The sequence below is a fragment of the Rhizobium aouanii genome (genome assembly GCF_037002925.1).
In the GTDB taxonomy this organism is placed as follows: Bacteria; Pseudomonadota; Alphaproteobacteria; order Rhizobiales; family Rhizobiaceae; genus Rhizobium; species Rhizobium aouanii.
In genome coordinates, this window is record NZ_JBAMYD010000004.1 from 1 (window position 1) to 12,711 (window position 12,711).

Below are 12,711 nucleotides of genomic sequence, written 5' to 3' on the forward strand. Positions count from 1 at the left end.
AAATGGCTCCGCACCGCAACCCGCCGCTACCGCTACCACCCCAAATACCGCAACCAAAAACCGCTGGAGCGAACTCAAAACTGGATAAAACTTGGGGGCAAGGTCACCGTCGAGAATACGACATTGAGGCACCGACTAATCCGCTACGGGAAAAGTAGAAATGCCCGTCGGTCGAACTCGTTTACCCGCGAAGTCAAAACCAGGCTAATGCAAAAAGTATGCTTGATGGCGAAGGGCGGCCTCGCCCTAATGGGCCGGCAAAGCCCGCCTCACGCATGCGCTTCCCTGCCGCGATAGACCTCCGGATCGGGGATCGGAACCGCGGCGATCAGCGCGCGGGTGTAGTCATCCCTCGGGTTCTCGAAGATATCCCGCCGTGTGCCGGTTTCGATGATGCGGCCGGTGCGCATGACGGCGACGTTGTGGGACATGCGCTCGACCACCGCCATGTCGTGGGAGATGAAGAGATAGGCGAGCCCCATGGTTTCCTGCAGTTCGAGCAGGAGGTCGAGCACCCGGGCGCGGACCGAGACGTCAAGCGCTGCGACGCTCTCGTCGGCAACGATCAGCTTGGGCTCCAGCGCCAGGGCACGGGCGATGCAGATGCGCTGGCGCTGGCCACCTGAAAACTCGTGCGGATAGCGCGTCGCCGCATCAGGCGTCAGGCCGACCCGGCGCAGCAGTTCGGCGACGCGGTCCTGCCGTTCGCTGTGGTTGCCGATGCCGTGGATGACCATCGGCTCGCCGATCGCCTTGCCGACGGCCATGCGCGGGTCGAGCGAGGCATAGGGATCTTGGAAGATCATCTGCGCCGAGCGGCGCACGGGCCGCATCTCGCGCTGGCTGAGGCCGGCAATGTTGCGGCCGTCGATCAGGACATTGCCCTTGAAGGGGATGAGACCGAGGACGGCCTTGCCCGTCGTCGATTTGCCCGAGCCGCTTTCGCCGACGAGGCCGAGCGTTTCACCCGGCAGAATATCGAAGGAAACGCCATCGACGGCTGCAACTGGCGGCTTGCCCTTGAAAAGCCGGCTTGCAGCATTGCCATAGGTGACGGTGAGGTCGCGCACGTTCAGGACCGGCGTGCGGTCCGGATGCAGCGTCTCGACGGCGCGCTGGGTGATGCGCGGCGGGTGGTCGGTGCCTGCAAGCGCGCCGAGCCGCGGGACGGCGGCGAGCAATTGCTGCGTATAGGCCTCCTTCGGTCGCTGGAAGATGGCGAGCGCCGTTCCCTGCTCGACGATCCTGCCATTCTGCATGATGACGACGCGATCGGCCATTTCCGCGACGACGCCCATGTCGTGAGTGATCAGGATGATCGAGGCGCCGAATTCGCGCTTCAACTCGCGCATCAGCCTGAGAATCTGCGCCTGTACGGTGACGTCGAGCGCCGTCGTCGGCTCGTCGGCGATCAGCACCTTCGGCCGGCAGGAGAGCGCCATGGCGATCATCACCCGTTGGCGCATGCCGCCGGACAGCTCGTGCGGATATTGCTTCAGCCGCCGCGCCGGCTCGGTGATCTGCACTGCATCGAGCATCTTCAGCGCCACCGCCTCGGCATTGTTGCTGCCCTGGTGCGCGCGGATTGCCTCGGTCAGCTGGTTGCCGACCGACATGACCGGGTTCAGCGAGGTCATCGGCTCCTGGAACACCATGGCGATATCGCCGCCACGGACGCCGCGCATCGCCCGGTCGGAAAGCGTGAGCAGGTCGCGCTCGCCGAGCATGATGCTGCCGGAGGCGACCCGCAGCGAGGCCTTCGGCAGGAGCCCCATGATCGACAGCGAGGTGACCGACTTGCCGGAGCCGGATTCGCCGGCAATGCAGAGCGTCTCGCCGCTTGCAAGCTCGAAGCTGGCATCCTGGAGAACCGGCTTGCGGCCTTCGGGTGTGCGGGCATCGATGCTCAGATTGCGAAGGCTGAGCACCGGTGCTGCGGCGGGCATGGCTTCGTTCACGCGAACACGATCCTCGGGAAGTAGAAGGAAACCACCCAGTTCGGCTGGTCGACGATTTCGCTGATCCGGAGATCGCCGCAGACCGAGCAGAGCAGATAGGCATCGACGGCGCTCATGCCGTGTTCGGCGCCGAGAAGATCGATCATGCGCATGACGCTTTCACGCGCTCCGCTCATCAGATCAGGGCCGATGCCTGTCGTCACCTCGTAGCCGGCGCCGTCGAGATGGCGGGTCACCGATTCGGTCGTGGTGAAGCGCGGCGTTTGCAGCTTGGCGTCCTTGACGAGCTCGATCGTCGCTTCGACGTTCATCTGGCTTTCGATCGCCGTGCCGCAGACTTCGCCATCGCCCTGGGCGGCGTGGGTATCCCCGATTGAAAACAGCGCGCCGTCGACCTCGACGGGCAGATAAAGCGTCACGCCTGCCGTCAGGTCGCGGATGTCCATGTTGCCGCCGACGCGACGTGGGGGAACGACGGAGTGGGTGCCGGGCTCGGCGGGCGCAACGCCGATCGTGCCGGCGAAAGGCTTCAGCGGCACGCGACCTCCCGGGCCGTAAAGGGCGGGCACCATGCTGTTGGCGTCATAAGACCAGACGTGCAGGGCCGGATCCTTGAATTGGTTGGCAAGCAGGCCGAAGCCTGGAATATTGGCCGTCCAGCCGACGCCCGAGGGAATGAACTTGCGTAGCGTCACCTTCAGCGCATCGCCGGGCTTGGCGCCTTCGATATAGACCGGGCCGGAGACCGGGTTGATCTTGCCAAAATCGAGCGCGTTCAGCGTTTCCAGCGTCGCGTCGTTTCCGAGCTGGCCACCCGATGAATCCATGCATTCGAAGTGGATCGTCTCGCCGGGCTTGGCGATGACGGCGGGGGCGAAATCCTTGTTCCAGCCGAAATTATGCTGGGCGCGGTGGATGGTGTGGGTGCAGGCGATGCACATGGTCATTCTCCGGAATTGGCTTCGGCGTGGGTCGCCCCTCACCCTAACCCTCTCCCCGCGAGCGGGGAGAGGGGACTTGCCCACGCAGCGCTTGAGGATGAGGAAGAGGGAGCGGCATATCCCTTCTCCCCGTATCGACGGGGAGAAGGTGGCGGCAGCCGGATGAGGGGCAGCCGACAACGAACGGCTGCTTACTGCTTCACGTAGATCGCGTCGTAATTGATGACGCGGGTCGGATCGATGTAGATGTTGTCAGCACCGCCCATGCGCAGCGACTTGGCGACGACGCGGCGTTCGTTGATGACAGGGATCCACGGCGCATCGGCCATGATGTCGGTGAAGATCTTGCCCCAGGCGGCGGTGCGTTCGGCTGCCTTTGCCGGATCGGACATGGAGTCGGCGGCGACGGCGCGCTTGTCGAGATCGGCGTTGCAGTACCACGACCAGTTCCAGCCGCCCGGAACCGCGCCGGCGCAGCCGAGGATCGGACCATAGAAGTTGGATGGATCCGGGAAGTCGGCGATCCAGGCCATGCCGCCCGACCAGATCATCGGCGCTTCGCCTTCCGTGCCGCCGGCCGAGATGACGTTTGCCTGGGCGAGCGCGCGGACTTCGGCCTTGACGCCGACAGCGGCCAGATCCTGCTGGATCGCCTGGGCGATACGCGGCTGCGGGTCGGTGTTGGTCGAGTAGAGCACGGTTTCGAAGCCGTCGGGATAGCCGGCTTCGGCAAGCAGCGCCTTGGCTTTCGCCACGTCATAGGCATAGCCGGTGAAGGACTTGTCGTAGCCCGGCATCAGCGGCGGCAGCGGCTGGTTGGCAGGCGTTGCGCGCCCGTTCAGGATGCGGGTGATGCGGTCCTTGTTGATCGCCATGTTCAACGCCTGGCGAACCTTGACATTATCGAAGGGCTTTACCTTGGTGTTGAGGGTGATGTAGCCGGTATGCAGCTGTTCGCCGTCGACGATCATCTGCGCGCCGTCGGCCGAGTTCTTGATTTCGAGGAACTTCGCCGGCGGAATGCCGTCGCCGGCAATATCGACCTCGCCCTTCTGCAGGCGCAACAGCGCCACCAGCGGCTCCTGGCCGACCTCGACCTTGAAGCTGTCGATATAGGGAACGCCGTTGACGAAATAATCCTTGTTGCGCTCGAAAACGAGCTGCTGACCGATTGTCCAATCCTTCAGGATGAAGGTGCCGGAGCCGACCGGCTTCTTGCCGAAGTCGCCGGCGGCCGCCTCGACGGCTTCCTTCGGCACGACCGAGGCAAAGTTGATGGCGAGCACGTGAAGGAAGGTGGCGTCGGGACGCGAGAGGTTGAAGATGACGGTGCTATCGTCAGGCGTCTCGATGCCGGAGAGCGTCGTCGTCTTGCCGCCGGTTTCATCCTCGAAGCCCTTGATGGCGCCGAAGAAGCCGGCGCCGGGCCCTTGAGTCTTCGGGTCGACGGCGCGTTCGATCGAATACTTCACGTCGGAGGCGACGACCTCGCGGCCGTTGGAGAACTTCACGCCCTTGTGCAGCTTGAAGGTGTAGGTCAAGCCGTCGGGCGAAACGGTGAAGCTTTCGGCAAGCGAGGGAACCGGGTTCGGCGTGCCGGGCGCATAGTCCATCAGGCGGGAATAGAGGCTCTTGATCATCGACCAGTTGACCCAGTCGTAGCCGATCGCCGGGTCGAGCGTGGTGATGTCGTCCTTGTAGGTGACGACGATATCGCCACCCTGCTTAGGCGTTTCCTGCGCCATGACGGACAATGGAGCGAGCGCCACCATCGTTGCCATGGTCGTCTGTTGCAGCCAGCGTTTGAACATCTTGGTTCCCCTTCTTTGGTTGCTGTCAGCGAGTGCGGATGCGCGGATCGATGACCGGCGCGACGAGGTCGGCAAGCAGATTGCCGATGATGATGGCGAGCGCCGAGGTCAGGGTGACGCCCATGATGATCGGGATGTCGACCTGCTGGATCGCCTGCCAGGCGAGCTGGCCGATGCCGGGCCAGCCATAGACCGCTTCGACCACGACCACGCCGCCCATGAACTGGCCGATATCGATGCCGATCATGGCGATGATCGGCAGCACGGCGTTGGGCAGCGCATGCCGCAGGATGACGCGCTTCGAGGAAAGACCCTTGGCGCGCGCCGTGCGGACATAATCCTGGTTCAGCACGTCGATCATCGACGAGCGCACCATGCGGGCGTACCAGCCGGCGCCACAGATGCCGAGCGTTACGGCAGGCAGGACGAGGTGCGAGAAGCTGCCGTAGCCGCTCATCGGAAACCAGCCGAGCGTTGCCGCCAGCAGGTAGAGCAGCAGCAGGGCGACGAGGAACTGCGGCGCGGAGGTGCCGACAAACGAGGCCATCATCACCAGCCGGTCGACGAAGCCGCCGCGGCGCACGGCGGCGATGGTGCCGAGCGTCAGGCCGAGCACCACCTCGACGAAGATGCCGGCAAGCATCAGCGTCAGCGTCGCCGGTAGTCGGGCGGCGATCAGCGTCCAGACGTCGGTTTTCTGCGCATAGGAGCGGCCGAGATTGCCATGCAGCAGATTGCCGAGATAGGTGCCGAATTGGACCAGCAGCGGCTGGTCGAGGCCGAGCTCATGGCGGATGTTGGCGACCGTCTGGGCGGTGGCGCTGCGGCCGGCGATCATGCGGGCCGGATCGGCGGGAAGCGCGTAGAGCAGCACGAAGGTGATCGCCGCGACGCCGAGCAGGATGAGAGCCGCCTGTGCCAGCCTGCGGAGTATGAGTGACGCCATCAGCCTCTCCCGCGCTGGGTCGGGTCGAGAATGTCGCGCAGCGCGTCGCCCACCAGATTGAAGGAAAGCGCCGTCAGAAGGATGATCGCGCCCGGAATGAAGACCAGCCAGGGGGCGGCCTGGAAATAGCTTTGGCTCTCGAAGATGATGTTGCCCCAGGAGGGCTGCGGCGGCTGGACGCCGACGCCGAGGAAGGAAAGCGTGGCCTCGAGCAGAACGGTGGTGGCGATGCCAAGCGTTCCCCAGACGATTGCCGTCGGCATGAGGTGCGGCAGGATATGCATGAAGAGCACGCGCATATGGCCGGCGCCGAGCGAGCGTTCGGCCATGATGAAATCGCGCTCCACCAGGCCGCGGGTTTCGGTATAGACGATGCGGGCGACCTGGACCCAGTTGACCAGCGCAATCACCATGGCGACGATCCAGAGGCTCGGCTTCAAAAGGGCTGCCAGCACGATGGCGAGCAGCAGCGCCGGAAAGGCCATCATCAGATCGGTGAAGCGCATCAGGATGTTGCCTGGCAGTCCGCGAAGATAACCGGCAACGATGCCGACGAACAGGCCGATCGTCACCGCGATGCCGTTGGCGACAAGGCCGATGATCAGCGAGGTGCGGGCGCCGAAGAGCAGGCGCGAGAAGAGGTCGCGGCCGAGCGTGTCTGTGCCGAGGAGATAGGGACCGCCCGGCGGCAGCGGCGCGCCTTCGAGCGAAAGGCCGTCAAACATCTGCTCGTCTGGACTGAACGGCGCGATCCACGGCGCTGCAATGGCGAGCCCGATGACCAGCGTGACGACAATCAGGCCGAAGAGCGCCGCCGGCTGGCGGATCATCTGTTTCAAGACATGCATCAGCCCGCCTCCGGCAGAGGTTCGGCACCCGCCAGGATGAAGGCTGATATCTGCTCCATCGGCAGGCGGCGGCGCATGGCGCAATTGCGCAGAATTGCGTAGGCGCTCTCCTCGTCGATGCCGTGTGCGGCCTGAAGCTTTTCGACAGCGGCGTGAACGAGCGGCCGCAGCCGGACGCGCTCTTCGAGATATTGCAGCTTTTCCACGGTCGCCTTGCGCTCCTGATGAATGGAGACGGCCATGACAAGCGCCGGATAGACGGCCGATGTGGCGATCGGCTTGGCGATGATCGCGCCGGCACCCTGTCCGAGCGCCCAGGCGATGCGGCCGGGCGCCTCCGAACCAAGCAAGGCGACGACGGGGCAGGCCGGCGTTTCGCCGTTCCAGGGCAGCAGATCGTCCCAGCCCTGGTCGGCATCGACGATGACGAGATCGGGCAGTGCCGCGGCCGAGAGCGGCGCCCATTGCAGCGTTGCATGGATGCCGAGCAGGCGAAGCTGGCGGATCAGCTTTTCGGTGTTGCCGTCCTCGCGGTGCAGGACCATCGCCTGCCAGCCGGTGAAATTGGGTGTCTCTCTCATGACACCACCCTCAGCCGTGGAAACGCCTGGCGGTTGCGGCCGGTCAGATAGGGGTCGGCGGCAAGCGGCGGCCGCGAGGCGACGACATCGAAGCCGTTGTCGGCGTTGATCCGGCCGAGATGGAAGGGCAGGGCGGCATGATTGGTCTCGCGGTCGATCGAAAGCGCGCCGAACGGGGTCGGCCAGGATCGATTGTAGAGCTCGCGCCGGACGGCGTCGGGCTCGTCACCGCCAGCAGCGACGATCGCGTCGACGCAGAGCCGGACGGCCGTATAGGCGCTGGCAAAGACGCTGGAGACACGCCGCTCCGCGCCGTGACGCTCAGTGACACGGGCCTTGAAGGCGGCATTTTCGGGGGTCGCGATACTGTCGAAATAGGAAGCGGCGCAAAGCTGGCCGGCAGCAGCTCCGGCGGCGATATCGTCGAGTTCACATTCCATCAGGTCGCAGCTCACGACCGGGCAGTTTTCCGCGCGGAAGGCCGGGTCGCGATCACCGAGGGCCCTGATCGCTTCCAGGAAGGCGTAGCTCGAGGGGCCGATCAGATTGTTGAGGATGAAGCTCGGGCGGCGCTGCGCGATCTCGGCGACGATGCGTTCGACGGCGGTTTCCTCGAGCGGAAGATAACGTTCGCCAAGTACTTCGCCGCCGGCATTGGTAATCAGTTCGCGGGCGAGCCGGTTCATCTCCCAGCCCCAGACATAGTTGGCGCCGACGAGATAGGGCCTTGCGCCGTAACGCGGGATCAGGTGCTCGAAAAGCGGCAACAGATGCTGGTTCGGGCAGCCGCCGACATAGATGACGTTCTCATTGGCCTCGAAACCTTCATAGGGGCACATATACCAGAGCAGGCCGTCATGTTTCTCGACGAGCGGGATAACTTCCTTGCGTGCCGCAGACGTGATCGTGCCGACGATATGGCGGCAGCCGGCCCGCAGAAGACTGCGCGCACCGTCCAAATAGGCGGCAAGATCGGCATGCGGATCGAAGAAGATGGGTTCGAGCGCCAGTCCTTCGACGCCGGCATATTCGGCCATCGCGAAATCGGCGCCGTCGCGCGCGTCGCGGCCCATCGAGCCGTAGGGCCCGGTGGTCGAAAAGAGGATGCCGATTTTCAGCGCGTCGTTCATGAAGTGACCACATCAAAAACCCCACGACGCTGGTCCCATCGAGCGATGAGGCGTCATGGGGCGAAACTGCCCGGAGACTATCGGAGTCATGTCAATGCGGCAGGCCTTCTGCCTAATCCGCAGGCTTGAGTAAAATACAGGCAGCTTGTGTTTGTCAAGCGTCCTGCGCTGCGCTCGCAGTCATTTGATCTTGTTCTTTCCCCGGGGTGGAGCCGCGAAAGGACACTAGCTCAAATCATGCAGATCCCTGGTGGTCGCCGGTCCGATCGAAAACTCCGAAAAGCGCACCCTCAGTCCGCTCCGCTCCGGTGTGCAGGCGGTCGGCCCCACCTCGTAGCGCGCGGCAGCCGGGAAGGGGGCGAGCCGCAGCAGTGGCCAGAAGCTGCCGTCGCGTGAGGTCTGGATACGCATGGCGCCGTTGGCGAGGGTGACGCGGATGCGGAAATCCTCCAACTCCTTGAAGGGCTGTGACACCGACCAGTCGGACCTGCCGTCGGTGACGACCGTGCTGAGGAAGGGTTCGCCGTCGGTGAACTCGACGCCCGTTTTCACCCAGCGTTTCTCGTCGATGCGCACCATCAAGCCGGCCTGGTCGTAGAGCGTGCGGAATTCGCCCTGGATGCGGATCTGCGCGGTGAAGCCGTCGGCCGTGGGGAAGGCGAGGAAATGGCCGCTGTCGCGGGTAAAGCCGTAATGAGTTTCTCGCCAGAAATCGGTTTTCTCATCGGTGGTCAGGGTAAGGCTTGCTTCGTTCGCCTGCCAGTGTGCCGGCTCGTTCAGCCATTTGCCGTCGTTGAAATCGATGCTCATCCTGTTCTCCCGTTCCGTTGACGCCCACCGCAGGGCCATCGCCTCACCTTGGCACAATGCGCGGGCTTAGTGCAGGCAGGCGCAGCCGATGAGTGTGTATTTTTCCGGCGTCCCGGTTGTCGCGCCAGGCATAATCCGTCGCTCATGCTTGACAGGACCGATCCATCTCTTATTCTGTTACAAAAAGATGAATTACATAACTGTGGAATTAAACCGGGAGCCTTCACATGAAAACACTTGTCGCATTCCTCCTCGGCACCGCGCTTGTCGCCCTGCCTTCGACCCTGTTGGCCCAGGAAAAGGGCGGGGTCATCAATGTCGCGACGATCGGCGAGCCGCCGACGCTCGATCCGATGTCGTCGACAGCCGATCTCGTCGGCATCGTCACGCAGCACATTTTCGAAACGCTTTACACCTTCGACAAGAGCTGGAACGTCACGCCGCTGCTCGCCGAAAGCCTGCCTGAGATCAGTGCCGACGGCAAAACCTATACGATCAAGCTCAGGACCGGCATCAAGTTCCACGACAATAGCGAGATGACCTCGGAAGATGTCGTCGCTTCGCTTGGCCGCTGGATGAAGATCGCCTCGCGCGGCAAGCAGGTGGCCGGCTTCATCGATAAGGTCACCGCCGTCGATCCGGCGACCGTGACGATCACGCTGAAGCAGCCCTATGCGCCGCTGACCTCGCTGCTCGCCTTCAACAATTCGGCCGCGATCATCATCCCGTCCGAAAAGCAGGACGAGCCGATGAAGGACTTCATCGGCACCGGTCCCTATATGCTGAAGGAGCGCAAGGCCGATCAATATATCCAGCTCGTCCGATTCGATGGCTACAAGTCACGTGAAGGCGACAGCAATGGTTATGGCGGCGCCCGCCACCAGTATCTCGACGAGATCCGCTTCGTGCCGGTGCCGGATCCGAACACCCGCGTCGAGGCCGCCGTTTCCGGCCAATACGACTATGTCGACTCGATCCCTGTGGAATCCTACGACAAGCTGAAGGCCTCCACCGCCTCGCAGCCGATCATCCTGAAGCCCTTCGGTTATCCGGTCTTCGTCTTCAATACGAAGGAAGGTATTGCTGGGAATGTCGAGGTCCGCAAGGCGATCCGTCAGGCGCTCAGCATGGAGGATATGCTGGCCGCGGCCTTCGGCAGCACGGATTTCTACGCGCTCGACGGTGCCATCTATCCCAAGACCTTTGCCTGGTCGACGGATGCCGGCGTCGAGGGCGCCTATAACGTCGCCGATCCGGAAGGGGCGGCGGCCGCCGCCAAGAAGGCCGGCTACAATGGCGAGCCGATCCGCATCCTGACCAGCCGCCAGTACGAGTTCCATTACAAGATGGCGCAGGTCGCCGCCGAATATCTGAAGCTTGCCGGCTTCACCGTCGATATGCAGGTTGTGGACTGGGCGACGCTGACGCAGCGCCGCACCGATCCGAAGCTCTGGGATATCTACATCACCCATAGCCCCTTCCTGCCGGAGCCTGCCCTGATCGGTTCGCTCTCGACCAGCTCGCCGGGCTGGTGGGATACGCCGGCCCGCAAGGCCGCCGTCGATGCCTTCACCTCGGAAGTCGATCCGAAGAAGCGCGTGGCGCTCTGGGCCGATGTCCAGAAGGCGATCTATGCCGACGCCCCCTTCATGAAGATCGGCGATTTCAATGCCGTTTCGGCAGAGTCGACCAAGCTCGAAGGCGTCGATCCGGCTCCGTGGCCTTATTTCTGGAATGCTTCGATCAAGAAGTAAGCATCGCCACCGATACCGGCCATCCCTGGTCGGTATCGGTCTTCTTTTTTGCAGCATCTGCAAAGGTTTGCCAGGCATTCATGATACGCTACATCCTCCAGCGCCTGTTCGGCATGATCGTCGTGATGTTTCTCGTCGTCACGATCGTCTTCGTCATCGTGCGCGTGACCCCGGGAGATCCGGCCGCCGTCATGCTCGGGCCGGATGCGACGCCGCAGGATATTGCCGACCTCAGGGCCCGGCTCGGCCTCGATCAGTCGCTCGGCCTGCAATATGTCTATTATATCGGCCAGATGCTGAGAGGTGATCTCGGCCAGTCGATCTTCCTCAACATGCCTGTCACCTCGGCCTTGCTCGACCGGGCCGAGCCGACCTTCTTCCTGACTTTGTTTTCGCTCGCAATCGCCAGCATCATCGCCCTGCCGATCGGCATCTATGCCGCCTATCGGCGCGGCTCCTTCATCGACCAGGCGGCAACGACGCTCGCCATGTTTGCCGCCAGCATTCCAAGCTTCTGGCTCGGCCTGATCCTGATGCAGTTCTTCGCCGTCAGGCTCAACCTCTTCCCGGTCTCGGGCTATGGCGGTCCGGGCTCGACCTTTCTCGATCGGATGTATCACCTGACGCTGCCTGCCTTTGCGCTCGGCATTGTCTCTTCGGCGCTGATTCTGCGTTTCACCCGCGCGTCGATGCTCGATGTGCTCGGCGACGATTATATTCGCACGGCCCGCGCCAAGGGGTTGATCGAGCGCCGGGTCATTCTCAAGCACGCGCTGAAGAATGCGCTGATCCCGATCCTGACGGTGATCGGCCTGACGGCAGCGGTGCTGATTTCAGGCGCCGTCGTCACCGAGACCGTCTTCGGCCTGCCGGGTGTCGGCAATCTCGTCGTCTCGGCGGTCCTGCGCCGCGACTATCCCGTCATCCAGGGGGCGCTGCTCGTCATCGCAGCTCTCTACGTGCTGATCAATTTTGCGATCGACATGCTCTATCTGCTTGTTGATCCGAGGGTGCGCTACTGATGGCCGATATCGCAATCAAACCCGTCGAAGGCGAGGGCAGCAAATTTGCCAGGCGCCTGCTCATACGCAAGACGGTCGCCCTGGGTCTGCTGATCCTGACGATCTTCGTGCTTCTGGCGGTCCTTGCGCCTGTTGTCGCGCCCTATTCGCCGTCGAAGCTTTCCATCGTCAACCGGCTGAAGCCGCCGAGCGGCACCTTTTTCTTCGGCACCGACGAGTTCGGCCGCGACGTCTTTTCGCGTACGATCTTCGCCGGCCGCCTGTCGCTGCTCGTCGGTGTTGCGGTCGTGACCTTGTCAGCCGTGATCGGCGTGACGCTCGGCTTGCTTGCCGGCTTTTTCCAGAAGCTCGACACGCCGATCGCCCGGTTGATCGACGCGATGATGGCGTTCCCCGATATTCTGCTGGCGATCGCGCTCGTCGCCGCCCTCGGCCCGTCGTTGACGACTGTGATCATCGCGCTGTCGATTGTTTATGCGCCGCGGCTTGCGCGCATCGTGCGCGCTTCGACACTGGTCATTCGCGAGCTGCCCTATGTCGAGGCGGCGAGGGCGCTCGGCATCTCGACCTTCCATATCATGACGCGACATGTGCTGCGCAATCTGCTGTCGCCGATTCTCGTGCAGGCCACCTTCCTCTTCGCCAGCGCAATGCTTGCCGAAGCCGGCCTGTCTTTCCTCGGCCTCGGGGTCAGCCCCGAAATTCCGACCTGGGGCACGATGATCGCCGCCGGCCGGCAGTATATCGGCCAGGCCGACTGGATGACGCTGTTTCCGGGTGTCGCCATCATCCTCTCCGTGCTGTCGCTGCAGATGGTCGGCGACGGCCTGAGGGACATGCTCGATCCCAGACTGCGCAAGGATCTCTAATCCGCCGGCCAAGCGTCGGCCCAATCGAAATTCGCCAAATC

The 12,711-nt window shown here is 63.3% G+C and carries 11 protein-coding genes and 1 pseudogene; 4 read left to right on the top strand and 8 right to left on the bottom strand.

The features are described from left to right. Positions 1-297, top strand: a pseudogene (locus V8P77_RS08080) (hypothetical protein); the annotation flags it as partial. Here the strand turns inward: V8P77_RS08080 and V8P77_RS08085 are convergent. From V8P77_RS08085 to V8P77_RS08120, 8 genes are all read right to left on the bottom strand, one after another. Further along, a complete protein-coding gene (locus tag V8P77_RS08085) occupies positions 270-1,958 on the bottom strand; it encodes an ABC transporter ATP-binding protein (protein ID WP_335911556.1) in 1,689 nt (562 codons plus the stop codon). The pseudogene V8P77_RS08080 and the gene V8P77_RS08085 sit on opposite strands and share 28 nt — an antisense overlap. After that, positions 1,955-2,899, bottom strand: a complete 945-nt coding sequence (locus V8P77_RS08090) for an acetamidase/formamidase family protein (protein WP_335911557.1) — start codon at positions 2,897-2,899, stop codon at positions 1,955-1,957. Before V8P77_RS08090 ends, V8P77_RS08085 begins: the two co-directional genes overlap by 4 nt. A 191-nt stretch (positions 2,900-3,090) precedes the next feature. Then, positions 3,091-4,710 carry an ABC transporter substrate-binding protein gene (locus V8P77_RS08095; RefSeq protein ID WP_335911558.1) on the bottom strand — a complete coding sequence of 540 codons (1,620 nt, stop codon included), beginning with the start codon at positions 4,708-4,710 and terminating at the stop codon, positions 3,091-3,093. A gap of 25 nt (positions 4,711-4,735) precedes the next feature. Further along, positions 4,736-5,656, bottom strand: coding sequence for an ABC transporter permease (locus tag V8P77_RS08100; protein WP_130747641.1), 921 nt, complete (start codon positions 5,654-5,656; stop codon positions 4,736-4,738). Then, positions 5,656-6,504 carry an ABC transporter permease gene (locus tag V8P77_RS08105; RefSeq protein WP_335911559.1) on the bottom strand — a complete coding sequence of 283 codons (849 nt, stop codon included), beginning with the start codon at positions 6,502-6,504 and terminating at the stop codon, positions 5,656-5,658. The genes V8P77_RS08100 and V8P77_RS08105 overlap by 1 nt, the downstream gene beginning before the upstream one ends. Next, entirely contained in the window at positions 6,504-7,085 is a 582-nt protein-coding gene (locus tag V8P77_RS08110; RefSeq protein WP_335911560.1) for an ANTAR domain-containing response regulator, read from the bottom strand. The genes V8P77_RS08105 and V8P77_RS08110 overlap by 1 nt, the downstream gene beginning before the upstream one ends. Continuing rightward, positions 7,082-8,215, bottom strand: coding sequence for a transporter substrate-binding protein (locus V8P77_RS08115; protein ID WP_335911561.1), 1,134 nt, complete (start codon positions 8,213-8,215; stop codon positions 7,082-7,084). The genes V8P77_RS08110 and V8P77_RS08115 overlap by 4 nt, the downstream gene beginning before the upstream one ends. 225 nt (positions 8,216-8,440) lie before the next feature. Next, positions 8,441-9,025, bottom strand: a complete 585-nt coding sequence (locus tag V8P77_RS08120) for a DUF1349 domain-containing protein (RefSeq protein WP_335911562.1) — start codon at positions 9,023-9,025, stop codon at positions 8,441-8,443. Between the two features lie 227 nt (positions 9,026-9,252). Between V8P77_RS08120 and V8P77_RS08125 the strand changes: the two genes are divergently transcribed. From V8P77_RS08125 to V8P77_RS08135, 3 genes are all read left to right on the top strand, one after another. Next, complete coding sequence (locus tag V8P77_RS08125) at positions 9,253-10,779, top strand: ABC transporter substrate-binding protein (protein ID WP_335911563.1); 1,527 nt, start codon at positions 9,253-9,255, stop codon at positions 10,777-10,779. A gap of 80 nt (positions 10,780-10,859) precedes the next feature. Then, positions 10,860-11,801: an ABC transporter permease gene (locus tag V8P77_RS08130; RefSeq protein WP_335911564.1), complete on the top strand. Its 942-nt coding sequence runs from the start codon at positions 10,860-10,862 to the stop codon at positions 11,799-11,801. After that, on the top strand, positions 11,801-12,670 hold the full coding sequence (locus V8P77_RS08135; RefSeq protein ID WP_335911565.1) for an ABC transporter permease: 870 nt from the start codon (positions 11,801-11,803) through the stop codon (positions 12,668-12,670). Before V8P77_RS08130 ends, V8P77_RS08135 begins: the two co-directional genes overlap by 1 nt. The last annotated feature ends 41 nt before the right edge of the window (positions 12,671-12,711 follow it).